The organism is Methylorubrum sp. SL192 (genome assembly GCF_026672325.1).
Taxonomy (GTDB): Bacteria; Pseudomonadota; Alphaproteobacteria; order Rhizobiales; family Beijerinckiaceae; genus Methylobacterium; species Methylobacterium extorquens.
Map to the genome: position 1 here is coordinate 5,097,386 of NZ_JAPPQV010000003.1, position 23,524 is coordinate 5,120,909.

Sequence of the window (23,524 nt, forward strand, 5' to 3'; positions counted from 1 at the left end):
TGACAAAAAAGACCTGGCAAAAAAGACTCGGAAGGATGTTTGAATGTCAGAACAGGCCGTGAAAGACGCCGCCCCTTCCTCCGGCAATTCCATTCTCATGCGGGCTTGGCAGGCCAACGTGACGCGACCGGGAGACAAGATCATCAATTTCTCGCCCGCCACCTCCGACACCGCATCCGCCTCCGACGGGGGCACGGCCACGCCGCCGCAGCGCGACTGGGTCTCCGCGATCGACCTCGTGCAGGAGGCCGCCGAAGCGATCCGGATCAGCGAAGAGCGCGCCGTCGATCTCGAGAACCAGCTCCGAAGCGTCATCAGCCAAGCTGAGGACGAGGTGCGGCAGCTCCAGAAGACGCTCGCCTCGAACCAGGTTCTGCTGAGCCAAGCGGAGGACCGTGCCCGCCGCGCCGAAGCGCGTGCCAAGGAGGCGGAAACCTGGCTGGTCCGCATCTATGACGCCGTGTTCACGGCCTTCGGCTCGAAGAACAAGCCCGTCCCCGCGGAGACCGGCGACATCGGACAGGACGCGCCGTAAGGCGTGAACGCGCTCCGATGGACCTCGACAGCCCATGCCCGATCACCAGCGAGAGCGGCCTTCCGGTCCAGCCCTCCGAATGGGCCATGTTCGGCGTCGAAGTCAGGCTCGACGACGCATTGGGTTTGGTGAAGCAAGCCGCGGACACGATCCACGACTTGCAGCGCTGGAAGGAGATGATCGAGCCGCAGGCGCTGAACCTGATTCAAAGCGTCCAGCAGGAGCGCGTCCGATGGCAATCGGAACGATCGGCGCTGATGAACGAAATCAGCGAGTGCCGGCTGACGATCACCGCGACGAAGATGGCGCTGCGAACGGCGCTTTCGGAAAAAGAGATCCTGTCGCGTCGCTATCATGAGGCGAAAGCGGCGGCGGCCTCGTCCGAGACGCGCGCCTGCGCGGCGGAGGAGTTGCTCGCCTTCATCTACAAGACCTTCAATGTCGAGCTGAGCGAACATCCGGCAACGGGACGTATCGCTCAAATCCCGTTCGATCCGGCCGGCTAACGGCCCTCGCCCGAGTGACCGCTGCCAACTCGCCCCGCTGCCGGTCCAGAGGGGTTGAGCGGCGCCGGCATGCGGCGGCCCTCCCGAGAAGGCCTTACGGCCCCGCGCCTGACGAGCACCGCAACCACGGAAAGCGGCAACGCTCTTGCTTGGCCTTTCCGCCCCATGGCCCCGTTCGGACGCCGCCTCTCGGGCCGAAGCCGGTTGGGCCGGGACTGCGGAGTTGCACGATGCCGACGCCTTCGACCACGCTCGACAAGAGCCTCAACGCCTTCCATCTCTGGGGCATTGCCGTCGGGCTCGTGATCTCGGGCGAGTATTTCGGCTGGAGCTACGGCTGGGCGAAAGGAGGCACCCTCGGCTTCCTCGTCACCACCCTGTGCGTGGCCGCGATGTATGTGGCCTTCATCTTCAGCTTCACCGAACTCACCACCGCGATCCCGCAGGCGGGCGGCCCCTTCGCCTATGCGCTCCGGGCCTTCGGGCCCACGGGGGCGGCGGTGGCCGGCTACGCCACGCTGATCGAATTCGTGTTCGCGCCGCCCGCGATCTCGCTCGCCATCGGCGCCTATCTCAATGTCCAGTATCCGGGGCTTGACCCGAAACACGCGGCGCTCGGCGCCTACCTGCTGTTCATGGGCCTCAACATCGTCGGCGTGCGCATCGCCGCCACCTTCGAACTGTTCGTCACCGTGCTGGCCGTGGCCGAGCTTCTGGTCTTCATGGGCGTCGTCGCCCCGGCCTTCCGCCTCGACAACTTCACGGCCGGCGGCTGGGCCGGAGGGGACAGCTTCGGTCCGGCGGCCATCGGCGGCATCTTTGCCGCGATCCCCTTCGCGATCTGGTTCTTCCTCGCCATCGAGGGTGTGGCCATGGCCGCGGAGGAAGCGAAAGATCCCAAGCGCACCATCCCCATCGCCTACATCACCGGCGTGCTGACGCTGACCGCGCTCGCCTTCGGGGTGATGCTGTTCGCCGGCGCCGCCGGGGACTGGAAGAGCCTGTCCGACCTCAACGATCCCCTGCCCCAGGCGATGAAGCGGGTGGTGGGCGAGTCGAGCGGCTGGCTGCACATGCTGGTGTGGCTCGGCCTGTTCGGCCTCGTCGCCTCGTTCCACGGCATCATCATGGGCTATGCCCGCCAGATCTTCGCGCTCGCCCGCGCCGGCTTCCTGCCCATCATGTTCGCGCGGGTGCATCCGCGTTTCCAGACGCCGCACGTGGCGACGCTGGCGGGCGGGATCGTCGGCATCGCCGCGATCTACAGCGACAACCTGATCAGCGTCGCCGGGCAGTCGCTCACCGCCAGCATCGTGACGATGGCGGTGTTCGGCGCGCTCACCATGTACGTCATGAGCATGGCCGCGCTGTTCCGCCTGCGCGCCAGCGAGCCGGACCTCGCCCGCCCCTACCGGGCGCCGCTCTACCCCTACGCGCCGGCCTTCGCGCTCGTCATGGCCGTGGTCTGCCTCATAGCGCTCATCGTCTACAACCCGCTGATCTTCGCGATCTTCGCCGCGGTGATGAGTGCGGCCGTTCTGCTCGTGCGGCTCAAGGCCAAGCCTGCGGCTCCGGCGACGGTTTCCGCCTACGATCCGGCGATCTAAGTTCACGATACAACCAGCTTGACCATACGAGGAGCCGCATTCGACCCATTGCAGACCCTGGGAAGGTCCGCTTTCCGGCCTTTGATCAAGGCGACCCCCACGGCTGAGTTGGGTGGATTTCCGCCAGCCGGGTTTCGCACGAAAAGGCATCGAAGCAGACGTCGTGTCGGCGAGCGCTCCCCCCGGAGCGGTCCGAAACAACCGCTACGAGGTCGTTGGTCCCTGAAGCTTTCGAACGCCGGGCCGAGGTTGCAGAACGCCGGGCTGCTTCAAATCCCAGACGAGGCCGAGACGTTCCAGGCCTTGCAGCAGCCGCCAGCCGGGATCGGCTTGACCTGGTTCCGTTCCAAGGCGTGCCGACTCCGGCCATGCGTGATGCGTTGAATGCCAAGCTTCGCCGAAGGTGAGCCAGGCCGCTGCCGGTAAGTCATGTCCTTGAACGGACTCACCATCGACCACCCAACCCTGGGGTCCATGACGATGGGTCAGGTGCACGACAAGCCAGTGCCCGGTCAACGATACGGCGACCCGGACCGGAATCCCCCAAACCAACCACGGCAGCCCGCCTATCGCATAGAACAGGACGGCCCATGGCAGTTGCTGCAGCATCCAGCTCGCTTCCAGCCAACGAAAGATCCGGTCACCTACGATCCTCGGCTCCACAACGAACAGAGGGGGGTGAGTCAGTACGAGTCGAGCGTGCATCTGCAGCACAGCGTCACGCAGGAGTGGAAGTCGATTGGCGTGGAGATCGTGGCAGGCGGACTGCCGCTGCGCCCAATCGCGCATGTCATGGAGGCGGACCATGCCGATCGGACCCGCCATTCCAACCAAGGTCCCCAGGTAGACCAAAACATACTCGACCCAGGGCTTTGCCGAGAAGCTGCGATGCACCAGCAACCGATGCATTCCGATCGAATGGCCTGCGCAAAGCGTGATGACAGTCGTCACCAGGAACAGCGCGACAGCCCCGGGTGTCACGAAAATGGGGCCAAGCAGCAGGGCTGCAGCCAGCATGCCACCGATCCAAAGTGACTTGGCCGGCGCCCATTCCAAGTGACCGTCAGCGGCCGACGTGTGGGCGTCGGCGATCATGCGAGTCGTCGAGCTGCATCGGGGCGCTTCGGTCATTGCTAGCCGTCATTAGATATTTAGTAAATATCCTAAACGACGAATCGCTCCGAGTTGTCAATGGTTAGCTCATCAACTAAACATCCTGCGATGCAGCGCGTCTTCGAAGCCCTGGCATCGTCCGTCCGGCGCCAGATTTTAGCCTACCTCTCTCATACCGAACTCAACGCCGGCGAGATCGCTGCGCGGTTCGCCATGTCGAAGGCATCCATCTCCCAGCATTTGTCGATCCTCGAGGCGGCCGGGCTGATAGAAAGCGAGCGCCGCGGGCAGTTCATTTTCTACCGACAGACGCCGGACAGTTTGATCAACGCCCTGCATGGCTTCGCGCAGGAAGCATGCCCAACAAGCCGTCCGCTCAAGCGGGAGAGCGCAGCGTTGGCAAAGGACGTTACCCGCGAAGATCGCTGAACCCGAGCTGGATAATTCCACTTCAGCCTGCGGGTAGATCCCCGGCGACCGCCCTCAGAGAGTGCACATTCGGCAGATCCCATTCACGCGTCGCAGAACTGTTGAGCTGGCGGCTGGCGCAAGCCTCCGAGGATGAAGCGAGCCCGCATGCGCCATCGGATGATCTCTGCCACTGATGCAGTGATGATTCCTCCAAGGGGTCGGAGGAGCTTCGTTGTCGACCAAATCGATAGGAAGCCATCGGAGCCGGCCTCCGTGGGACGCCATGGTGCCTACGGAGACTGCCCTCCCAAACGCCCCGAACCTTGCCGTATCGATGGCGATGTTTGCAGGAGGATTGAGCGATCGATGATGCCGACCTCCCTCGGTTTCTGTCGGGACCGCAGCCAAACACTCGAACGCTAACGTATGCGTCCCGTTTCCCGCCCCGGGCTGAAGCTGCCGGGCGGCAAACGAACGACCGCTTTCGGGAAGCGCCGAGAGCGGTGCGGGCGGCGGGCATGGGTCGGAAACGGAACGTCCGCTTGCGGGCGATGGGTGAACTTCCGCATCCCCCCTCAACAGCCCTTTACGCAGTCAAGCTGACTGGGTTCTAGTCCTGGATTCGACCCGATGAACATCGCCATCCTCGAGACCGGCCACCCGCCCGAGCGGCTGGGCGGGCGCTTTCCCTCCTACGGCGCGATGGTGGAGGCACTGATCGGCGACGGCCACGCCTTCACCGGCTTCGACGTGACGGTTGGCCGCTGGCCCGAGGCGCCGGAGGCGTTCGACGCCTTCGTCATCACCGGCTCGCCCGCCTCGGTCTACGACGCGACCCCTTGGGTCGAAGACCTGCTCGCCTTCCTGCGCAGCCTCGACCGCTCGAAGAAGCTCGTCGGCCTCTGCTTCGGACATCAGGCCCTGGCGCAGGCCTTCGGCGGGCGGGTGGAGCGCTCGCAGCGCGGATGGGGCCTCGGGCTCCACGCCTACGCGGTAGCGGAGCGCGCGCCCTTCATGGACAGCTGCGAAACGATCGCCATCCCCGTGAGCCATCAGGATCAGGTCGTGGCCCTGCCGCCCGGCGCGCGGGTGCTCGCGGGCAGCACCTTCACGCCCTACGGCGTGCTGGCCTGGAGCGATCGCCCCGCCCTCTCGTTCCAGTGCCACCCGGAATTCGCGCCGGACTATGCCCGCGCGCTCACCGACGGACACCGGGCCGGGGCAAGCGACCCGACGCTGGTGCCGGCGGCTTTGGCCTCGCTGGAAGCGCCGCATGACAGCGCGCGCGTGGCCGGCTGGATCCGGCGCTTCCTGCGGGACTAGATCAAGTCCGGTACGCGCCCTGGCGCTCCAGCATCCAGCCGGGATATTCCGGTGGCAGCCGGGTGGCCGCGTCGAGCCGGGCGAGTTCCTCGGCGTCGAGCCGCACCCGCGTCGCGGCGATATTGTCCTCGAGCTGCCCGACGCGCTTGGCGCCGACGATGACGCTGGTGACCACGTCCCGGTGCAGAAGCCACGCGAGCGCCACCTGCGCCACGCTGCACCCTCTCGCCTCGGCGATTCCGCGCATGGCATCGAGCGTGACGCCGCCGCGGGTCCGATCGACCGGGGGGAAATCGAAAGTGGTGCGCCGCCCATCCGCCGCCGCGCCCTCGCCGTCATACTTGCCCGAGAGGTAGCCGCCGGCGAGCGGGCTCCACACCATCAGCCCCACGCCCTCGGCGGTCAGCATCGGTGCGATCTCGCGCTCCAGGTCGCGCCCGACCAGGGTGTAGTAGGCCTGAAGCGAGACGATGGGCGCGAGCCGGCGCATCTCGGCGATGCCGATCGCCTTCATCACCTGCCACGCCGCCCAGTTCGACAAGCCGAGGTAGCGGACATGGCCGTGGCGCACGAGGGTGTCGAGCGCCTCCAGCGTCTCCGCGATCGGGGTCGCCGGATCGAAGCCGTGGATCTGGTAAAGGTCGATATGGTCGAGGCCGAGCCGGGCCACACTCGCCTTGCACTGACTGAGGATGTGCCCGCGCGAGGCGCCGCGGGCATTCGGACCCTCGCCCATCGGACCCAGCACCTTGGTGGCGACCACCACGTCGTCGCGGGGAATGCCGAGATTCTTGAGCGACTGGCCGAGGATGCGCTCGCTCATCCCGCCCGCGTAGACGTTGGCGGTGTCGATGAAGTTGATGCCGGCATCCAACGCGGTCTTCACGAGGGTATCGGCCTCGTCCTGGCCGAGCCGGCCGATCTGGCCCCAGAAACCCTCGCTTCCGCCGAAGGTCATGGTGCCGAGGCAGAGTTCGGACACGAACAGGCCGCTCCGGCCGAGGGGGCGCATGCGCATGGAGAAATCTCCGTCTGGAAGGGACAGCCCCTGTTACGGCGTCCGCGGCCTCGCGTGCACGGCCGATCCTCTCAAGCCGTTGCCCGATCCTCTCAAAGCTGCCGCGATCGGGTGCGCGGGCACGGCAAGCACGCTAGGATCCTCACCCATGACGACCGACCTTTCCGGCCTCGCGGCTTTGATCGAACGGCAATGGCATCGCTTCGGCCGGGAGACACCGGCCGACGGGCTGCTCCTCAACCGTGCCGAGACGCCGAGCGGGCCGATCCGCTCGGTCTACCGCCCCTCCTTCTGCGTCGTGGCGCAGGGCGCCAAGACGACGCTGCTCGGGGAAACCGGCTTCCGCTACGCCGCGGGCCAAGCGCTGTTCGCCTCGCTCGATCTCGCCGTCACGGCACGGATCACCGAGGCGAGCCCGGCGCGGCCCTATCTCGCGCTCAGCCTCGCCATCGATCTCGACGCTCTGGCCGATCTGCTCAGCGCCCAGGCGGAGACCCTTGCGGAGGGAGCCGCGCCCGCCCCGGCTTTCGCGCCGCTGCGCACTGTCACGCTCGACCCCGACCTGTGCGATCCTCTCGCGCGCCTCCTGACCCTGCTCGATCACCCGCGCGACCTGCCGGTGCTGGCACCGCTAATCGGGCGGGAAATCGTCTGGCGCTTGCTCGGCGGTCCGCTCGGCCCGGCCCTTCGGCAGGTCGGCCTGCCCGAGAGCCATGCCGCGCGGATCGGCCGGGCGACGGCCTGGATCCGCGAGCACTATGCCGAAACCCTGCGCGTGGCCGATCTGGCGGCGCTGGCGCGTATGAGCCCCGCGAGCTTCCACCGTCATTTCAAGGCGGTGACGACGATGACGCCGGTCCAGTTTCAGAAGCAGGTCCGGCTTCACGAGGCGCGCCGCCTGCTGCTCGCCGCCGGAGACGTGGCAGGCGTGGGCTACGCCATCGGCTACGAGAGCCCGTCGCAGTTCAGCCGCGACTATCGCCGTCTGTTCGGAGCTCCGCCGGGCCGGGACGGCGCCGCGATCCGCGCGCGTCTCACCGCCGAGCCGACGCTGCCGTGATCGCTTCCGTTGGGGAGAGCTGGTGCGGGTAGAGGGAATCGAACCCCCACGCCTTTCGGCTGGCGATTTTGAGTCGCCCGCGTCTACCAATTCCGCCATACCCGCGACGCACGCGCCTCTTGGCACAAGCCGGGGCGACGGGCCAGAGCGAATTTTTGCCGGACGATCCAGTTGCACCAGGACCAGGGTGCTTCGGGGCCATGCATGCGCCCAGACCCTCCGCGTGAGGAGCCATGGCTCCGTCGGCCTAACTCAATTCGACAGGCTCGGAGATTCGACGCGGACGGTCTCCATCGCCCGGTAGGGTGACAGATCCGGCACCACGGGCGGCCGGGCGAACGCCCGAGCGGCAAGGTTGCGCAGGCTCGGATTGCTCGCGACCTGCAGGGCGGTGTGCAGAAGGCGGATACCGAGGCGGCTGTGCGGGTTCATCAACCGCGGCGCGATCTTCGGGACACCCTGGGCCTTGCTCACCATCGGGCGCATGGCCCGCTCATAGGCTGCGAAGGCGCCGACGACATCGCCATTGCGGGCCATCTCGCCGGCCAAAACGTAGGGCCCGGTGAGCGCCAGAGTGGTGCCGATGCCGGCCAGCGGCGTGACGCACCACGCGGCATCGCCCGTCAGGACGACACGTCCCTTCGACCAGGTTTTCATTCGCACCTGTCGCAGAACGTCGAAGTAGAAATCGTCAGTTTCGTCCAGAGCGGCGAGCACACGCGGCGCCTCCCAGCCGGCATCCGCGAACCGCGTGCGCAGGAAGGCCTTCTGCCGGTCGGGCGCCCAATCCTGTTCGCCGCCCGGCGGTTGCTGGATCATCAGCATCGCCCGCGTCGTGCCGTGGCGATCCGGGCGCAGAGATACGCCCCGGCCCTCCGTGGCATTGTACCAGCGCCACATCCGGTCGTCGTCCGCAGTTCTGGGTATCGTGAGATAGGCAATCGTCAGGTCCATCCAGCGCGGATCGTTCTCCCCGGGGAAGACACTTTCGCGGGTCGACGATCCGACGCCCTCGGCGACGATCACGGCGTCGTAGCGCTCGGTCCGTCCACCGGCAAAGCCGACCGTGGCGCCGTCCGCGTCCTGCTCGATGCGCCTCACGCGGTCGCCGAAGCGGAAAGCGGCGTGCGTGCGGGCCGCCTCGTAGAGCAGGTGGGCCAGATCGCCGCGCAAGATCTCCATCTCGGCGGTGGGGCCGTCCCCGTCGATGTCTGCCGTGGCGAAGCGGGCGGCGACCTGCCCCCGTCCGTCGATCCAAGCGGTCCCCTCCTCGCCGGTGCCGCATTCCAGAGCTGCCCGCTCCAGGCCCATCCGCCGCATCACCTCGCGCCCGACACCGCGCACATCGACGTTCTGGCCGCCGCCGCGGAATTCGGCGGCGCGCTCGACGACGGTGACGTCGAAGCCCGCACGTCCCAGCCAGAACGCGGCGGCGTTGCCGGCCACGCTGGCCCCTGTGATCAAGACGCGGCGCGACATCGGCAGAACCCGTTTCCCATCGATCCGCAGCGCTCGCCGCCCCGGCCTCGGAGATATGGGCGGCCGCGGACAGAGGCCCAGCGCGAACCCGCCCTAAGCGCTCACGACATCGCTCGCGGTGCGGTTGCCTGCGGTCAAGCGCCTCCGCCCTCGCCTCCGTGGCGCATCTGTGCTGAAAGGGCACCGCTTCCCGCACTCCAAAGAGGCCCCATGATCCGCCGGCTCTACGAGTGGATACTCGCGCTCGCCGCCAAGCCGTCCGCGCCCTGGGCGCTCGGAGCGGTGGCCTTCGCCGAGAGTTCGTTCTTTCCCGTACCGCCGGACGCGATGATGGTGCCGATGGCGGTGAGCCGGCCGGACCGGGTCTGGCTCTACGCCACCATCGCCACTGTCGCCTCGGTGCTCGGGGGGCTGCTCGGCTACGCCATCGGCGCGCTGCTGTTCGATTCGGTCGGGCTGTGGCTGTTCAATCTCTACGGGCTCGCCGACAAGGCCGAGACCTTCCAGGCCTCCTACGCCACCTACGGGCACTGGGTGATCCTGCTAAAGGGCCTGACCCCGATCCCCTACAAGCTCGTCACCATCACCTCGGGCTTCGCCCATTACTCGCTGTTCTGGTTCATGCTGCTCTCGGTCATCACCCGCGGGGCGCGCTTCTTCCTGCTGGCATGGCTGCTCGGGCGCTACGGCATCGGCATCCGCGCGGTGCTCGACCGGCACCTCAACGTGGTGGCGGGGCTGTTCGCGGCCGTGGTGATCCTGGGCTTCGTCGCCTTCAAGGTGATGCTGTGAGCCGGTTCACCCTGCGGGCCGCCGCGCTCGCCGTGGCGCTTGGCGCCGCACTCACCGTCGGCGGCGCCCTCGTGTTCGAGCACGGCCTCGGCTACGTGCCGTGCAAGCTCTGCCTGACCGAGCGGGTGCCCTACTACCTCGCCGCGCCGCTGGCCCTGATCGCCGCCGGGCTCCCGCCGCGGCCCGCGCGCTTCGTCCTCGGGCTCGTCGCGCTGGTGCTGATCTACGGCGCCGGTCTCGGCGTCTATCACGCGGGCGCGGAATGGGGGTTCTGGCCGGGCCCCAGCGATTGCGGCGGCGGCTCCGGAGCCGGACCGGCGGACGTGTCCGACTTCCTGAAGAACCTCGAGAACGTGCGGCCGGTGGATTGCACGGCCGCCGCGTGGCGCTTCCTCGGCCTTTCGCTTGCCGGCTGGAACGCGCTGATCGCAGCCGGCCTCGGCCTTCTGGCCGCCGCGGCCGCGCTGCTCGCTCAGCCGTCGAGGGGCCCGCACCAGCCGGGCAGGTAGCCGGCATCCGGCGCCTTCGCGAGGCGCAGCGCCTGCTCGAGCGCCTGGGTGAAATCCTTCTCGATCAGCTTTCGCTTCAGGTTGCGGCGGAGATAATCGGCCCACAGGAACTCGCTGAACGGCGTCGTATCCTTGGCGAAGCCGCCGGCCCGGCGCAGCTCGCCCGCGAGGCTGCGGAACGGGTCGTCGGCAAGATCCGCGATCACCCTCGGGATGTCGTCGAAGCCGACCCGCAGACCGGCGGCGTCGTAGGGATGGACCCAGGCCTTGTGGTCGGCCACCGTCCAGAAGGCATCCTTGTCGAGCTTGTGCAGGTCGGCGACCACGGTCACCAGCACGTTCTCCTCGCCCTCTTCCTGGAGGGCGAGGGCGAGGTGGTGGTGGTCGATCACGTAGTGCTTCTTCTTGGGGCCCAGCAGCACCGGGATCATGTGCGAGCCGAGGAACTCCGCCTTCTTCTCGGGATCGTGCGCCCGCCAGCGGCGGCGCTTCTCCTCGACCTCACGGTAGCCCACCGTGATCTGCGTCGGGCGCAGTTCCGCGATCGGCACGGAGATGAGCAGGGGTTCGCGCGGTGCCATGAAGTCTCCCGTTCGTTTCGAGCGCGCCCGGAACGGCGCCGGATCAACGATGCCGTCCGATCCACCCTCCGAAACGCGGAAGCCGGCTTCGAGGAACGTTGCAGACGGTCGGCGACCGGGCCGGCATCTCACGGAACGTCAATCGATGCGAAGCGGAACGGATTTCGCCGGGTGCCGGACACAAGCTCGAGCCTCACAGATCCGTGAGACTGGATTTCGGCTTTCTTAGCCCAATTGGAAAATGTCACGGAGAAAGGGGCGGCATCAGTATTTTCATGCCGTTGTCCCGCGCGCGTGTTTGCCCGAAGACACAACAGACGAGCATCGCGTTGCCGGATGATTGTCCGACAGACGGCATCGTCCCGGCACCAGGACCACAGGCATGTCAATCGTCCCGACCGCCAGCGAGACCTCGGCCGCGCCGCGCCCGCACGCATCCCGGCCCCTGATCGGCCTCGACCTGCTGCGCTTCGGCGCGGCCTGCCTCGTCGTGCTGTATCACCTCGCCTGCACCGCCTGGATGGTCCCGTCGAGCGAGGCCGCCACCCTCGTCGGGCAGTCGATCCCGTTTCCGATCCTGCTGCCCGTCAGTTCACAAGGCTGGGTCGGCGTGCCGATGTTCTTCGTGATCTCGGGCTACGTCATCGCCTATTCCGCCTCACAGGCGAGCGCGTCGCGCTTTCTCACCGGGCGGATCCTGCGCCTCGTGCCGGGCATCTGGTTCTGCGCCACCGTCTCCTTCGGGCTCGCGCTGCTCTTCGACCCTGAGACCACCCGAGTCCTGTTCGAGCGCTACGTCCGCACCCTCGTCCTGTTCCCGGTCCCCCGCTGGATCGACGGCGTCTACTGGACGCTCGGGATCGAGATCATGTTCTACGGTCTGGTCTATGCCCTGCTGTTTCTGAACTGGTTCGAGCGGCTGGAGCCGGTGATCCTGGCGGTGGGCGTCATCAGCGCGCTCGCGTGGTGCCTCGCGGCGACGCCGTTCTGGCCCGACCTCGACCGGATCATCAGCACGCGGATCGCCAAGCTCGCCCTTCTCACCCATGGCTGCCACTTCGCCATCGGCGTGCTGCTGTGGAGCGCAGTGCGGAACGGTCTGACGGCGCTGCGCCTGGCCGGCCTCGCCATCTGCCTGACGGGGGGCTTCCTGCAGATCCGCTACGATGCCGGCTTTGTTGGCGTCCTGCTCGGCCTCGACCGGAGCCCTGCGATGGCCTGGTTCCTCTACGCCGTCTTCATGGCCCTGTTCTGCCTGTCGATCCGCGCGAACACGGCGCTGACCGACGCTTTTCCCGGCCTCGGGCGGCGCTTCCGTGATCTCGGTCTCGCGACCTACCCACTCTACCTGCTGCACACCTTCGTCGGTGCCCTGGCGATGCGGTTCCTGGCCGTCTCCGGGCTCCCCCCGGCCGCGAGCCTGACGGGCGGCATTCTGACGGCCGTCACCGCATCCCTGCTGGTGTCGCAGCGGATCGAGCCGCCCCTGCGCGCGGGTCTGGGACGCGCTCTCCACAGCGTCGGCACCCGGCTGCGCAGAAGCGGCCCGGCGCCCGGTGCACTCACCCGCTGAGCGGTCGGCCGCCGCTCAGCGCTCGCCGTAGCCACCCATGGCGCAGACCGTGGCCCATTCCGCCTCGGTCACCGGCTGCACCGAGAGGCGGGAATTGGTGACGAGGGCCATGTCCTTGAGCGCCGTCGCCGCCTTGATCGCCTCGAGAGTGACCGGGCGCGGCATCGGCGCCACCGCCCGCACATCGACCATGCCGAAACGGCCGCTCTCGTCGGTGTGGTCGGGATAATAGGGCTTGATGACCTCGACGATGCCGACGACGGCCTTGCCCTCGTTGGAATGGTAGAAGAAGCCGCGCTCGCCGACCTGCATCGCCTGCATCTGCTTCTTGGCGAGGTGGTTGCGCACCCCGTTCCAGAAGGTGCCGCCCTCCCCGGCCTCGACCTGCTGGTCCCACGACCAGGTCGAGGGCTCGGACTTGAACAGCCAGTAGGCCATGGCGCGGGACGGCTCCGTCGGGAAAGGCGCCCTCGCTTATCGAAAATCCGGCCGCTCTTGAAGGGCGCGGACCGCTCCGCTTTCAACCCATCGACGGGTGTTCACGCCGTCTCCGCCTTGAGCGGCCGCGACAGCAGGCCGGTCATCGCCGCATCGACCGTCAGCGCTCCGGCCACGACCGCGGCGACGGCCTCGGCCACCGGCATCTCGACCTCCCTCGCCCTGGCGAGATCGACCAGCGCCTGCGCGGTGAAGGCACCTTCCACGAGCTTGCCGCCCGCGGCCTCCTCGGGCGAGGCGCCCTTCCCCAAACGCTCGCCGAAGGCGAAGTTGCGCGATTGCGGCGAGGAGGCGGTGAGCACGAGGTCGCCTAAGCCCGACAGCCCCATCAGCGTCTCCGCCCGGCCGCCACAGGCGCGAGCAAAGCGCATCAGCTCGGCGAAGGCGCGGGCGATCAGCGCGGCGCGGGCGCTCTCGCCGAGGCCGCGGCCCGCGACGATGCCGGCGGCGATCGCGAGCACGTTCTTGCCCGCGCCGCCGACCTCGACGCCGCGCACGTCGTCGGTGTGATAGAGCCGGAAGGCCGGCCCCGAGAGCAGCCCGGCGAGTTGCGCCGCCAGCGCCCCGTCCGCTGCGGCGAGGGTCACGGCCGTGGGCAGGCCGCGGGCGACGTCGGAGGCGAAGCTCGGACCCGACAGCACCGCCACCGGGGAGCCGGCCGGCAGCACTTCCGCCGCCACCGCGCTCATGAAGGCGTCGCTGCCCCGCTCGATCCCCTTGGCGCAGAGCACCACCGCGGCCCCGGGCGCCAGCGAGGGCGCCAGCGCCGCCAGCACGGAGCGCAGGGTCTGGGCCGGCACGACGAGCAGCACCGTGCCCGCCGACGCCAGCGCGGCTGCCTCGGCCGTGGCGCGCACGCCCGGATGCAGAGCGACACCGGGGAGGTAGCGCTCGTTGGCGCGCGCCTGCTCCATCCGCGCGGCCGCCTCGGGATCGCGCATCCAGAGCGTGACCGGGCGCCCCGCCGCGGCGGCGGCGTTGGCCAGAGCCGTGCCCCAGGATCCGCCGCCGACGACGGCCACGACCTCGTCCCGCCGCTGCGTGCCTGACTTCATGTCCGCCTCCATCGGGAACCTCGTGCAGCCCGGCTCATTACGGCCAAGGTGCGGACCCGGAGCCACATCGTCAGGTTCGCGATAACGACCTACCGGCAGAAGAGCGAGTACCGATCCGCGATCCTGTGACGAAGAGGCCCGAACCCGGGCAATGGCGCGTGCTCACCTGTCCTGTTTGCAATATTTTGCGAGAACGGACCAAGGTGAGGTCGACCTGTCGAAGCATTTCCGACCAGGTCCGACACAAAAAACCGCTACCTGCCACAAATTCGGGCAAAAACGGAAACATCTTCTCGCCGGCTGCGTGAATTCAACTTTCGCCTTCCTACCTCATACCCTCTCAGGCTTGCCTTTCAATTTTTTTTGTTTTCGGTTTGTTTGAAATTTCGGAAAATAAGTCTCGATAGCTGCATTACTTTTTAATCCTGATGAAATGTCGTTCATTCGGCGCGCCAATACGGTCCATACTAGTCATTTGGTATGAGATTAACGGTTGATTAAATATATTGCAGGAAACCAACTTTCATCGAAATTCATGATGCCTGGAGCCCTCAGCCGTGGCGATCTTCCATTCGGAACAAGATTCCATCCTTGCGGCCGTCGATCGTGCTCAAGGCCGTATCGAGTTCGCAATGGACGGCACCATCACGAATGCGAACGCCAACTTCCTCGACCTCGTCGGCTACACCCTTGATGAGCTGCGTGGACGTTCACACGCGATGCTGATGCCCCCCGAACAGCGCGAGAGCCCCGAATACAAGGCATTCTGGGAGGCTCTGCGCCGTGGCGAGTTCCAGGCTCGCGAGTTCCGGCGCATCGCCAAGGACGGCCGCTCAATCTGGATCCAGGCCTCCTACAACCCGATTCTCGACCGGCGCGGGCAGCCTTACAAGGTGGTGAAATTCGCCACCGACATCACGGCCGAGACCCAGCGCAACGCGAGCTATGAGGGCCAGATCGCCGCGATCAACCGGTCTCAGGCGGTGATCCATTTCGGCCTCGACGGCACGATCACCGATGCCAACGCAAACTTCCTCGATGCGGTAGGCTATCGGCTGGAGGAAATCCGCGGCCGGCATCACAGCCTGTTCGTCGATCCCGAGGAAGTGAAGAGCGCCGCCTATGCCGAGTTCTGGCGGTCGCTCGCGAACGGCACCTATCAGGCCGGCGAGTTCCGGCAGCTCGCCAAGGGCGGACGGGAAATCTGGATCTACGGCTCCTACAATCCAGTTCTCGACAGCGAAGGGCGTCCCTGCGCCATCGTGAAGTTCGCCAGCGACGTCACGCAGGCCGTGGCCGACCGCCTCCGGCGCGCGAACGGGCAGCGCGCCATCGAATCCGATCTCGGCACCATCACCGGCGCGATGTCGCATGTCAGCCGTCGGGCGAGCGAGACGGCGGCCGCGGTGGCCGTCACCTCCGACAACGTCCAGTCGGTTGCCGCGGGCGCCGAGGAATTCGCGGCCTCGATCCTAGAACTGAGCCGCCACGCCTCGCAGGCCAAGACCGCCGCCGACGCGGCGGTGAGCCGCGCCGAGGAGGCGGGCGGAATCGTGAGCGGACTGACCGCCACCGCCGAGCGGATCGGCGAGGTGGTCTCCGTGATCCGCTCGATCGCCGACCAGACCAACCTGCTCGCGCTCAACGCCACCATCGAGGCGGCCCGCGCGGGCGCGGCCGGCCGCGGCTTCGCCGTGGTTGCCACCGAGGTGAAGGCGCTGGCGAGTCAGTCGTCGCGCGCCACCGAGGATATCGGCCAGCAGATCGCCGCCGTACAGGATTCCTCGGCCCGGGCCGTCGAGGCGATCCGCGCCATCGTCTCGACCATCACGGATCTCAGCGAGATCTCGATGAGCGTCTCCTCCGCCGTCACCGAGCAGGCCGCGGTCACGCAGGAGATCGCGAGCAACATGCAGACCGCCGCACGCAGCGTCGACGCCGTGCGCGGCAACGCCAACGGGATCGCGCAGGCGGCGAACGAGGTCGATCTCTCCGTGCAGAAGGTGACCGCCTCCGCCCGCGCGCTGGCCTGATTTCAGGCCACCGGCCTCACGCGGCCGGCGCGACCTCGGCGAAGGGCCAGCGGGCGCGGGCCGGCACGGTGAGATCGTCGACGAGGCCGAGGCGCAGGCGCTCCAGCCCCGCCCAGGCGATCATCGCGCCGTTGTCACCGCAGAGCGGCAGCGGCGGCGCGACGAAGCTCAAGCCCACCTCCCCGGCCTGTGCGGCGAGCGCCCGGCGGATCGCTCCGTTGGCGGCCACGCCGCCTGCCGCGACCAGAGCTGTCGGATGCCCGGCGACGCCCGCGAAGGCGCGCAGGGCGACGCGCACGCGGTCCACCACCACATCCACCACCGCCGCCTGGAAACTCGCGCAGAGATCGGCCACGTCCTGCGAGGCGAGGGGTTCGAGCCGCTCGGCCTCGATGCGCAGGGCCGTCTTCAGGCCCGACAGCGAGAAATCCGCCTGTCGCCGCCCGATCATCGGCCGGGGCAGCGCGAACCGCTCCGGATTGCCACTCTCCGCCTGCCGCTCCACCTCGGGGCCGCCGGGATAGCCGAGGCCGAGAAGCTTGGCGACCTTGTCGAAGGCCTCGCCGATGGCGTCGTCAATGGTGGTGCCGAGCCGGACATAATCGCCCACCCCCTTCACCGCGACGAGCTGCGTATGCCCGCCGGAGGCGAGCAGCAGCAGATAGGGGAAGGCGAGCCCGTCAGTGAGCCGCGGCGTCAGCGCGTGCGCCTCGAGATGGTTGACCGCGAGGAGCGGCTTGCGCGCGACGAGGGCGAGGGTCTTGGCCGTGACGAGGCCGATCAGCACGCCGCCGATCAGGCCGGGTCCGGCGGCAACCGCGATTCCGTCGATCTCCTTCAGCGTCGTCCCCGCCCGCTGAAGTGCCCGGGCGATCAGCCGGTCGAGCACCTCGACATGGGCGCGGGCGGCGATCTCGGGCACGACACCGCCATAGGCTGCGTGCTCGGCGATCTGGCTCAGCACCTCGTTGGCGAGGATCTGTCCGCGTTCCCCCTCACCGAGCGTTACGACGGCGGCGGCAGTCTCGTCGCAGGTGGTCTCGATGCCGAGGATCTTCATGAGTGTCACGCTGACGTCCACGCACCGTTGCGTGCCGGGGGCCGGCCCGCCTACTCCATATCTCGCGAAAGCTCGGTCAGACCGGTCGCGACACCACGTCTACGACGAAACCGCCGACGGATACAGGTGAGGCTCGACGCCGACGGACGCTGTGGATGGCGTGAGGGAGAAGGGCGCATGCGGATCTGGGTGTCGCGGCCCGAGCCGGGCGCGAGCCGCACGGCACGGCGGCTGGCCGAGCTCGGCCATGCGGCGCTGGTGGCGCCCGTGCTGCGGATCGCGCCGAGCGACGGGCCGCCGCCCACCGGCCGGTTCGACGGGCTGATCCTGACGAGCGCCAACGCCGCCGCGCCGCTCGCCGCGGCCGGCCTTCCCGAGGCACCGGTCTTCGCGGTTGGCACCCGCACCACCGAGCGGGCGGACCGAGCGGGCCTGCGCTCCGTGCACTGCGCCGACGGGGACGCCGTCAGCCTGGCCCGGCTCGTCGCAGCGCATGTGCGGCCGGGCGGCACTCTCCTCCACGCGGCCGGCGAGGACCGCAAGGCCGAGCCCGCCGCGAGCCTCACGGCCGTGGGCTACGGCGTCACGACCTGGACCGCCTACGCCGCTCTGGCCGAGGCAGCCCTGCCGGAGCCGGTGGTGCAGGGGCTGATGGGCCGGGACGGCGCGCCGCTCGCCGCGGCCCTGCATTTTTCGCGACGGAGCGCCGAAATCGCGGTGCATTTGTCCGTCAAAGCCGGTCTAGGCGGAGCGTTTCGGGCGCTGGCGCATTACTGCCTGTCTCCGGACGTGGCCTTGGGACTGGTCGAGCTCGGCGTCGCGGCCCATTTTGTAGCGGCGCGCCCGAGCGAGGAAGCTCTCCTTGCCGGTCTCGCGGCTTCGGACTGAACGGCCTCGTCGCCCCCGCGGGCCGGTGGGGACGCGAGAGCGTGTCGGAGCGTCGGAGATGGAACCCGGAAGCGGTTCCGATGGATGACGGCGCCGGTTCGCTCTTCTATGGGAGCACACTGCGCCGGTGCGGCGGCTGAATGGAGCGAACGCCCGTGACTTCACCCAAGGACGGCGCCAGGGATGGCGCCAAGTCGCCGGAGCAAGGCAAGTCTTCGGAACAAGGCAAGTCGCCGGAGCAGGCCCGGGAAGCGGCCAGGGACGTGACGAAGGATTCGTCCCGGCCCGCCGACAAGGCGATGGGCAAGCCTGGCGAGCCGTCCGCAGCGGCCTCCACCCCGAAGGTCGAGCCGGCCAGGTCGGGGCCAGCGGCGTTGGAGCCGGTCAAGTCCGAGCCCGCAAAGGCGGGTCCGACCGGCAGCAGCGCCCTGGCCGGTAGCAATGCGCCTGGGTCTTCCGCGCGCCCGCAGGACGCTCGAGCAGACGCGCCGTTGAAGCCCGGCGCCACTGGCAGCAGCGCGGTCCCTCCGTCGGCCGCCTCGACCAGCGCAGGAACGATGTCCAACAAACCCACCGAGCCCGGAAAGCCGTCCGGCGCGCCGGCCGCTGCCTCCGGCATACCGGGAGGCAATGCACCGTCGAAGCCGGGCGCCACCGGCAGCAGCGCAATTCCGCCGAATCCGGCCGGCGCTAAGGCGACCGATGCCAGACCGGACACGTCCGCCAAGGGCGGCACGACCGGCAGCAGCACGGTGAAGCCGGAGACACCGGCCTCCGGAAGCGCTGGCTCCAGCGGCGCCAAGCCGGATGCGACCTCGGGAGCCAAGCCGGGAGCGGCGCCGGGCGCCACGCGGGTGACGGAGGCGGCCTCGCTGACCGACGGCCCGATCCTCGATCTCAAGGCCAAGCGCCTGTCCGATGCGGCGGATGCCGCCAAGCCGGGCGCGAAACCCGATGCCGGCAAGGAGAGCGCGGGCGCATCCGCTTCGGCCAAGGACGCCGCCAAGGAAACGCCCAAAGACACCGCGAAGGCGGCACCGGCGCGCGGCGGCGCGGGCTTCGGCTCCGTGGCCGCCTCGGGCTTGATCGGCGGCCTGATCGGCGCCGGCCTCCTCTACGGCGTCACCACCTATCAGCGGGGCGCCGATCCGCGCCTTGCAAATCTCGACAAGTCCTTGGCGAGCCTTGCCACGAAGGATTCCGTAGCCGGGCTCGACAAGCGCCTCGCTGCCAATGAGCAGGCACTGAAGCCCCTGCCCGACGCCGTCGCCCGCGCGGAAACCGCGGCCAAGGCCGCCGCCGACCGCGCCAACGAAGCTCTGCAGAAGGCGGGCGTCGCCCCCGCCACGGCCCCCTCGGCCGACGGTTCGGCTCCCGCGCCGGCCGTCCCCGCCGACATCGCCGCACGTCTCGATGCCCTCGATCAGCGCGTCTCGGCGCTGCAGGAGGAGCCCGGCCGCGACGGCACGGCCGAGGTGAAGACCGCCCAGACGATGGATCCGGCCGCCCTCGCCGCCCTCGACGACCGGCTCAAGGCGCTCGAAACGAACGGCGGCAAGAGTGCTGCGTCCGATCTCTCCGACAAGATCGCGGCGCTGCAGGCGGATGTCGCGTCCCGTGCCAAGGCGGACGAAGCGGCCGAGGCCGCCCTCGGCAAGCGCGTGGACGAGGTGCAGAAGGCGCTGGACGGGCGCATCGCCGCCGCGACCCAGACCGTGCAGGAGGCGACGCAGGCGAGCAAGCAGGCCGCCGACGCCGCCCAGACCCGCGCCGACGAAGCCGTGAAGGGCCTGGAGCGCAAGCTTCAGGAACAGTCGGAGCGGATTGCCGGCCTCGACAAGGCGGTCGATCAGAGCGCCAAGCAATCGACCGTGCAGTCGGCCCTGCGCATCGTCGCGGCCGACCGGATCGCCTCGGCGCTGGAGGCGGGCCAACCCTACCCGGATGCGCTCGCCAGCCTGCGCAACCTCGAACCGGCGGATTCCAAGCGCCTCGACGCGCTCGGCCCCTTCGCCGACAAGGGCGCGCCGACCGCTTCAGGCCTCGCCGCGGAGTTCCGTCGGATCTCGGAGAAAATCGCCGAGGCCAAGCGCGCGGCCCAGGCCAAATCCGTCGCCGAGACCGGCAGCGTGGGCGACCGTCTGATGAACATGGCGAGTTCCCTGGTGCAGGTGAAGCGCGCCGACGGACCCACCGCGGGCGGAACCCAGGCCGCCGGCAGCTCGGCTTCGACCGCGCAGGTTCAGGCGGCACTCGACCGTGGCGACCTCGCCGAGGCGGCCAAGGCCTACGCCACCCTTCCGGAGGAGGCGCGGGCGCAGGGCGGCGATTTCGGAACGCGGCTCTCGGCGCGCGCCGAGGCGGGCCGCGCGGCCCAGGCGCTGCTGGCCGATGCCTTCACCGGCCTGCCGCCGGCACGCTGACGGCCCGGACCGCCATCGATGACGACGAACCAGCCGCGCCCCGCGCGGCGTTCCCCCCTTCCACTCTGCCCGGGCCGCGTGCGCCCGCTCCCCGTGCTCCCAAGGAGGCCCTGACCCATGTGGCGCGCCCTCGTCTTCCTGGCCCTCCTGGCCGTCGCCGCCTACGGCGCGGTGTGGATCGCCGACCATCCGGGCACCGTGACCGTCGTCTGGAACGGCTACGAGATCGGCATGAGCCTCGCCATCGCCCTCACCGGTGTGCTGGTGGCGGCGATCGTCCTCGGCCTGATCTGGGCGGTCGTGACCGGCGTGATCGGCCTGCCCGCCAGCATCAGCCGCTCGACCCGCGAGCGCCGCCGCAACAAGGGCCTCGCCTCGCTCTCGCGGGGCATGATCGCCGTCGGCTCCGGTGACCCGCTCGCGGCCCGCCGCCATGCGGGCGACGCCGAGCGTTTGCTCGGCAGCCAGCCGCTGACGCTCCTCCTCAAGGCCCAGGCGGCGCAGATTTCCGGAGACCGGGACGCGGCCGAACAGGCGTTCAAGCGCATGGCCGACGATCCCGAGACCCGTGTGCTGGGTCTGCGCGGCCTGTTCGTCGAGGCCCGCCGCCGTGAGGACGAGGGCGCTGCCCGCGCCTACGCCTCCGAGGCTGCCCGACTCGCGCCGAGCGTCACCTGGGCGAACGAAGCGGTGCTGGAAGCGCAATGCGCCGACGGCGAGTGGTCTGCCGCGACCGAGACCGTGGAGCGCCGCGCGGCGCTGGGGCTGATGGACAAGCACGCCGCCCGCCGCCAGCGCGCGGTGCTGCTCACCGCAGCCGCCCAGCGCCACGAGGCCGGCGAGCCCGATACCGCCACCGAGCAGGCCCTCAAGGCCGTCAAGCTCGCCCCCGACCTCGTGCCGGCGGCCGTCATTGCCGGCCGGCTGCTCGCCCGGCGCAACGATCTGCGCAAGGCCGCCAAGATCATCGAAGCTGCGTGGAAGGCGACCCCGCATCCGGAACTCGCCAAGGTCTACCTCAACCTGCGCACAGGCGACTCCGCCCGCGACCGGCTGGCCCGCGCCGAAAATCTGGCCAAGCTCTCGTCCTGGGAGCCGGAATCGCGTCTGGTGATCGCCCAGGCCGCGACCGAGGCCAAGGATTTCGGTCGCGCCCGCGAGGCGCTGGCGCCGCTCACCGACGACCGGCCGACGGCGCGCGTCTGCCGGATGATGGCGCGGATCGAGGCCGCCGAGCACGGCGCCGAGAGTGGACGCTCCCGCGAGTGGCTCGCCCGTGCGGCCCGCGCCCCGCGCGACCCGGCCTGGGTCGCCGACGGCATCATCTCCGAGCGCTGGGCGCCGGTCTCGCCGGTCTCCGGCCGTCTCGACGCCTTCGTGTGGAAGACCCCGCCGGAGATCCTGGCCGGGCCCGAGGACGACGACGCCCCGGCCCCGGCTCCGGCCGAGCCCGCTGCTCCGGTGGCGATCCCGACCACGTCCGTACCGGCTCCGGTCACCACGGACAGCCCGGCCCCGTCCACGCCCGGCTTCCTCCAGACCGGTGCAGGCACCCCCTCGGTTCCGCCGACGCCCGCTCCGGTCAATGGCCCCACCGGCCCGTCATCGGCCACGCAGGCCGCCGCTGCGGACCGTCCGCGCCGCATCGCCTGAACCCACACGCCGCCCGGACCGGAGCCGGGCGGCGCACAACGCGTGCGTCTGTGGCATTCTTCGCCTTGCCAGACGCCCACGCCCCGGCTACAGACCCGCACCTGCCGCAAGAGACCACCGCCCGCGCCCCGCGCCCGCGTCGGTCCCCGGCCGGTTCCGGAGGGGTGGCCGAGTGGTTGAAGGCGCACGCCTGGAAAGTGTGTATACCGGAAACGGTATCGCGGGTTCGAATCCCGCTCCCTCCGCCAGAAATTCCAAAAAACCATGAAAGCTGCTTTCGTCTCTTGGAGCGGCGCGCTGCCTGCCCAAGCGACCTCTCCGCCAGCTTCTCAGATCGGCTGGATGCCATCGTCCGTCGGTGGGAATTCTCTGACGTGCCGGACCGCGATCACGTCTTCTGAGACCGAATCTTAGAGAGCGTCCGCCGCTTCCGCGTTCCCTCATGCGCTGTTCGAGGAAGGCGCGTTGTTGGGGTCCCAACCGTCAACCCCGCACTCCAGCCTCAGATACGGCGCGACCAGCGCTCCTTCAGCGTGGGACAGCCGACCGGTGCACAACGGGCCGTCGGTCCACGTCGATTGGGGAACGACGACCCGACTCGCGCGTCTCATCTTGGAACACCCAGTGAGGACGCGACAATGTCGGTTTTCCAAATTCGCCAGGGCGGAACGGGCGCGATCCTCTGGACCGGCGCGGCCGCCAACGAAATCCAGGCCATGGATGCGATGGCCCATGACGCGGGCTACTACGACCACTCCGATCTTCCGGAGAACATGCGCCGGGGTCTGAAGGTCGAAGCGCTGTCGTTCGGCGCCGCTCGAGGACAGGCATCGGCGGGCAGAACGCAGGGCGGCCGAACCGGGCAGGTCGTGATGGGCACCGCGATCAACGACCGCAACCTCGGCCGGGCAGCAAGCTAGCGCCCGTCGCCTATCGAAGGGACGGACCGCCTACTGGAAGGCCGTCCCTGTCATGCGCGGCATCGGCATTTGCCGCCTGAATCCGCGCGAAGCCGCCCGTTCGGCGGCCTCCAGCTTCTGCCGGCACTCGACCGCGTCCTGCAGTGCGTCCGAGATGGCCTGTCGAAGGGCAGCCACGGCATTGCCGTTCGACGTGTCGAGATACCGCTCGACGAGCACGTCCACCGCATCCGCTCGCGCTGCGGCCAGCGCACACCATGCTCGACCTCTCAATCTGACGAGGGGCGGCGTTTGTTGCAGCAGTGTGGCCCTGTCGAGGCCCCGCCCGCATCTCGGCCCGTAGCAGATGCCGGACAGCGCCGAGCCAAGTGGACCTGACCCAGCTCGAACAACCTCGACGCCTGCCGAGACGCTGGCCGCGTCGGACGGATCAAGCGACACCCTGCAGCGAGGCAGTACCAGGACACACGCCGCCGTGGCGTTGCAG

The 23,524-nt window shown here is 68.9% G+C and carries 23 protein-coding genes and 2 tRNA genes; 15 read left to right on the top strand and 10 right to left on the bottom strand.

Translation table 11 applies throughout. The features are described from left to right. Positions 1-43 precede the first annotated feature (43 nt). From OVA30_RS24750 to eat, 3 genes are all read left to right on the top strand, one after another. Positions 44-535, top strand: coding sequence for a hypothetical protein (locus OVA30_RS24750; protein ID WP_253399372.1), 492 nt, complete (start codon positions 44-46; stop codon positions 533-535). A 17-nt stretch (positions 536-552) separates the two neighbouring features. Then, positions 553-1,041 (top strand): hypothetical protein, encoded by a 489-nt coding sequence (locus tag OVA30_RS24755; RefSeq protein WP_003602697.1) that lies wholly within the window; start codon positions 553-555, stop codon positions 1,039-1,041. A 230-nt stretch (positions 1,042-1,271) separates the two neighbouring features. Beyond that, positions 1,272-2,648, top strand: a complete 1,377-nt coding sequence (eat, locus tag OVA30_RS24760; RefSeq protein WP_268177301.1) for an ethanolamine permease — start codon at positions 1,272-1,274, stop codon at positions 2,646-2,648. Between the two features lie 204 nt (positions 2,649-2,852). Here eat and OVA30_RS24765 read toward each other — a convergent pair whose 3' ends face one another. Then, entirely contained in the window at positions 2,853-3,779 is a 927-nt protein-coding gene (locus OVA30_RS24765) for an acyl-CoA desaturase (RefSeq protein ID WP_268177302.1), read from the bottom strand. Positions 3,780-3,869: 90 nt separating this feature from the next. On the opposite strand from OVA30_RS24765, the gene OVA30_RS24770 reads away from it, so the two are divergent. Both OVA30_RS24770 and OVA30_RS24775 read left to right on the top strand, forming a co-directional pair. Continuing rightward, the gene (locus OVA30_RS24770) at positions 3,870-4,190 is read left to right on the top strand and encodes a metalloregulator ArsR/SmtB family transcription factor (RefSeq protein ID WP_268177304.1); all 321 of its coding nucleotides are present in this window, start codon (positions 3,870-3,872) and stop codon (positions 4,188-4,190) included. Between the two features lie 612 nt (positions 4,191-4,802). After that, positions 4,803-5,495: a glutamine amidotransferase-related protein gene (locus tag OVA30_RS24775; RefSeq protein WP_268177305.1), complete on the top strand. Its 693-nt coding sequence runs from the start codon at positions 4,803-4,805 to the stop codon at positions 5,493-5,495. A 1-nt stretch (position 5,496) separates the two neighbouring features. Here OVA30_RS24775 and OVA30_RS24780 read toward each other — a convergent pair whose 3' ends face one another. Next, complete coding sequence (locus tag OVA30_RS24780; RefSeq protein ID WP_268177306.1) at positions 5,497-6,513, bottom strand: aldo/keto reductase; 1,017 nt, start codon at positions 6,511-6,513, stop codon at positions 5,497-5,499. Between the two features lie 148 nt (positions 6,514-6,661). Between OVA30_RS24780 and OVA30_RS24785 the strand changes: the two genes are divergently transcribed. Next, positions 6,662-7,573 (top strand): AraC family transcriptional regulator, encoded by a 912-nt coding sequence (locus OVA30_RS24785; protein WP_268177307.1) that lies wholly within the window; start codon positions 6,662-6,664, stop codon positions 7,571-7,573. A gap of 20 nt (positions 7,574-7,593) precedes the next feature. On the opposite strand, the gene OVA30_RS24790 is transcribed toward OVA30_RS24785, so the two are convergent. After that, positions 7,594-7,678 (bottom strand) — tRNA-Leu (locus OVA30_RS24790). A gap of 147 nt (positions 7,679-7,825) precedes the next feature. Then, entirely contained in the window at positions 7,826-9,052 is a 1,227-nt protein-coding gene (locus tag OVA30_RS24795) for an FAD-dependent monooxygenase (RefSeq protein ID WP_268177308.1), read from the bottom strand. Positions 9,053-9,262: 210 nt separating this feature from the next. On the opposite strand from OVA30_RS24795, the gene OVA30_RS24800 reads away from it, so the two are divergent. Together OVA30_RS24800 and OVA30_RS24805 are read left to right on the top strand one after the other, a co-directional pair. Then, positions 9,263-9,844 (top strand): YqaA family protein, encoded by a 582-nt coding sequence (locus tag OVA30_RS24800; RefSeq protein ID WP_003602707.1) that lies wholly within the window; start codon positions 9,263-9,265, stop codon positions 9,842-9,844. After that, positions 9,841-10,353: a disulfide bond formation protein B gene (locus OVA30_RS24805; protein ID WP_253399385.1), complete on the top strand. Its 513-nt coding sequence runs from the start codon at positions 9,841-9,843 to the stop codon at positions 10,351-10,353. Before OVA30_RS24800 ends, OVA30_RS24805 begins: the two co-directional genes overlap by 4 nt. On the opposite strand, the gene OVA30_RS24810 is transcribed toward OVA30_RS24805, so the two are convergent. Next, positions 10,317-10,934, bottom strand: a complete 618-nt coding sequence (locus OVA30_RS24810) for a ParB-like protein (protein WP_268177309.1) — start codon at positions 10,932-10,934, stop codon at positions 10,317-10,319. The genes OVA30_RS24805 and OVA30_RS24810 overlap by 37 nt on opposite strands. A 382-nt stretch (positions 10,935-11,316) precedes the next feature. Here OVA30_RS24810 and OVA30_RS24815 point away from each other — a divergent pair, with 382 nt between their 5' ends. After that, the gene (locus OVA30_RS24815; RefSeq protein WP_268177310.1) at positions 11,317-12,507 is read left to right on the top strand and encodes an acyltransferase family protein; all 1,191 of its coding nucleotides are present in this window, start codon (positions 11,317-11,319) and stop codon (positions 12,505-12,507) included. A gap of 15 nt (positions 12,508-12,522) precedes the next feature. Here the strand turns inward: OVA30_RS24815 and OVA30_RS24820 are convergent, their stop codons facing one another. Together OVA30_RS24820 and OVA30_RS24825 are read right to left on the bottom strand one after the other, a co-directional pair. Then, complete coding sequence (locus tag OVA30_RS24820) at positions 12,523-12,945, bottom strand: EVE domain-containing protein (protein ID WP_268177311.1); 423 nt, start codon at positions 12,943-12,945, stop codon at positions 12,523-12,525. Positions 12,946-13,046: 101 nt separating this feature from the next. Further along, the gene (locus tag OVA30_RS24825; protein WP_268177312.1) at positions 13,047-14,072 is read right to left on the bottom strand and encodes an NAD(P)H-dependent glycerol-3-phosphate dehydrogenase; all 1,026 of its coding nucleotides are present in this window, start codon (positions 14,070-14,072) and stop codon (positions 13,047-13,049) included. A gap of 545 nt (positions 14,073-14,617) precedes the next feature. On the opposite strand from OVA30_RS24825, the gene OVA30_RS24830 reads away from it, so the two are divergent. Further along, positions 14,618-16,093 carry a methyl-accepting chemotaxis protein gene (locus OVA30_RS24830; protein WP_268177313.1) on the top strand — a complete coding sequence of 492 codons (1,476 nt, stop codon included), beginning with the start codon at positions 14,618-14,620 and terminating at the stop codon, positions 16,091-16,093. Positions 16,094-16,109: 16 nt separating this feature from the next. On the opposite strand, the gene tsaD is transcribed toward OVA30_RS24830, so the two are convergent. After that, positions 16,110-17,153 carry a tRNA (adenosine(37)-N6)-threonylcarbamoyltransferase complex transferase subunit TsaD gene (gene tsaD / locus OVA30_RS24835; RefSeq protein WP_268177534.1) on the bottom strand — a complete coding sequence of 348 codons (1,044 nt, stop codon included), beginning with the start codon at positions 17,151-17,153 and terminating at the stop codon, positions 16,110-16,112. Between the two features lie 177 nt (positions 17,154-17,330). Here tsaD and OVA30_RS24840 point away from each other — a divergent pair, with 177 nt between their 5' ends. After that, on the top strand, positions 17,331-18,041 hold the full coding sequence (locus OVA30_RS24840) for a uroporphyrinogen-III synthase (protein WP_268177314.1): 711 nt from the start codon (positions 17,331-17,333) through the stop codon (positions 18,039-18,041). Positions 18,042-18,147: 106 nt separating this feature from the next. On the opposite strand, the gene OVA30_RS24845 is transcribed toward OVA30_RS24840, so the two are convergent. Then, positions 18,148-18,843, bottom strand: a complete 696-nt coding sequence (locus OVA30_RS24845) for a hypothetical protein (RefSeq protein WP_268177316.1) — start codon at positions 18,841-18,843, stop codon at positions 18,148-18,150. Here OVA30_RS24845 and OVA30_RS24850 point away from each other — a divergent pair. The 4 genes from OVA30_RS24850 (at position 18,794) to OVA30_RS24865 (ending at position 23,037) form a co-directional block, all read left to right on the top strand. Then, positions 18,794-20,464, top strand: coding sequence for a COG4223 family protein (locus OVA30_RS24850; RefSeq protein WP_268177317.1), 1,671 nt, complete (start codon positions 18,794-18,796; stop codon positions 20,462-20,464). The genes OVA30_RS24845 and OVA30_RS24850 overlap by 50 nt on opposite strands. A 117-nt stretch (positions 20,465-20,581) precedes the next feature. Then, entirely contained in the window at positions 20,582-22,117 is a 1,536-nt protein-coding gene (locus OVA30_RS24855; RefSeq protein WP_268177318.1) for a heme biosynthesis protein HemY, read from the top strand. 158 nt (positions 22,118-22,275) lie between these two features. Continuing rightward, positions 22,276-22,365: transfer RNA gene (locus OVA30_RS24860), tRNA-Ser, on the top strand. Between the two features lie 390 nt (positions 22,366-22,755). Further along, positions 22,756-23,037, top strand: coding sequence for a hypothetical protein (locus OVA30_RS24865; protein ID WP_003603222.1), 282 nt, complete (start codon positions 22,756-22,758; stop codon positions 23,035-23,037). Between the two features lie 30 nt (positions 23,038-23,067). Here OVA30_RS24865 and OVA30_RS24870 read toward each other — a convergent pair whose 3' ends face one another. Then, positions 23,068-23,262, bottom strand: coding sequence for a hypothetical protein (locus OVA30_RS24870; RefSeq protein ID WP_268177319.1), 195 nt, complete (start codon positions 23,260-23,262; stop codon positions 23,068-23,070). Positions 23,263-23,524 lie beyond the last annotated feature (262 nt).

Excerpts from the sequence above, each read along its gene's own strand:
- OVA30_RS24770 (WP_268177304.1), top strand. The coding sequence starts at position 3,870 with ATGCAGCGCGTCTTCGAAGCCCTGGCATCGTCCGTCCGGCGCCAGATT.
- OVA30_RS24815 (WP_268177310.1), top strand. The coding sequence starts at position 11,317 with ATGTCAATCGTCCCGACCGCCAGCGAGACCTCGGCCGCGCCGCGCCCG.
- OVA30_RS24780 (WP_268177306.1), bottom strand. The coding sequence starts at position 6,513 with ATGCGCATGCGCCCCCTCGGCCGGAGCGGCCTGTTCGTGTCCGAACTC.
- OVA30_RS24825 (WP_268177312.1), bottom strand. The coding sequence starts at position 14,072 with ATGGAGGCGGACATGAAGTCAGGCACGCAGCGGCGGGACGAGGTCGTG.
- OVA30_RS24785 (WP_268177307.1), top strand. The coding sequence starts at position 6,662 with ATGACGACCGACCTTTCCGGCCTCGCGGCTTTGATCGAACGGCAATGG.
- OVA30_RS24865 (WP_003603222.1), top strand. The coding sequence starts at position 22,756 with ATGTCGGTTTTCCAAATTCGCCAGGGCGGAACGGGCGCGATCCTCTGG.
- OVA30_RS24800 (WP_003602707.1), top strand. The coding sequence starts at position 9,263 with ATGATCCGCCGGCTCTACGAGTGGATACTCGCGCTCGCCGCCAAGCCG.
- OVA30_RS24750 (WP_253399372.1), top strand. The coding sequence starts at position 44 with ATGTCAGAACAGGCCGTGAAAGACGCCGCCCCTTCCTCCGGCAATTCC.
- OVA30_RS24820 (WP_268177311.1), bottom strand. The coding sequence starts at position 12,945 with ATGGCCTACTGGCTGTTCAAGTCCGAGCCCTCGACCTGGTCGTGGGAC.
- OVA30_RS24755 (WP_003602697.1), top strand. The coding sequence starts at position 553 with ATGGACCTCGACAGCCCATGCCCGATCACCAGCGAGAGCGGCCTTCCG.
- OVA30_RS24840 (WP_268177314.1), top strand. The coding sequence starts at position 17,331 with ATGCGGATCTGGGTGTCGCGGCCCGAGCCGGGCGCGAGCCGCACGGCA.
- eat (WP_268177301.1), top strand. The coding sequence starts at position 1,272 with ATGCCGACGCCTTCGACCACGCTCGACAAGAGCCTCAACGCCTTCCAT.
- OVA30_RS24855 (WP_268177318.1), top strand. The coding sequence starts at position 20,582 with ATGTGGCGCGCCCTCGTCTTCCTGGCCCTCCTGGCCGTCGCCGCCTAC.
- OVA30_RS24795 (WP_268177308.1), bottom strand. The coding sequence starts at position 9,052 with ATGTCGCGCCGCGTCTTGATCACAGGGGCCAGCGTGGCCGGCAACGCC.
- OVA30_RS24765 (WP_268177302.1), bottom strand. The coding sequence starts at position 3,779 with ATGACCGAAGCGCCCCGATGCAGCTCGACGACTCGCATGATCGCCGAC.
- OVA30_RS24810 (WP_268177309.1), bottom strand. The coding sequence starts at position 10,934 with ATGGCACCGCGCGAACCCCTGCTCATCTCCGTGCCGATCGCGGAACTG.
- tsaD (WP_268177534.1), bottom strand. The coding sequence starts at position 17,153 with ATGAAGATCCTCGGCATCGAGACCACCTGCGACGAGACTGCCGCCGCC.
- OVA30_RS24775 (WP_268177305.1), top strand. The coding sequence starts at position 4,803 with ATGAACATCGCCATCCTCGAGACCGGCCACCCGCCCGAGCGGCTGGGC.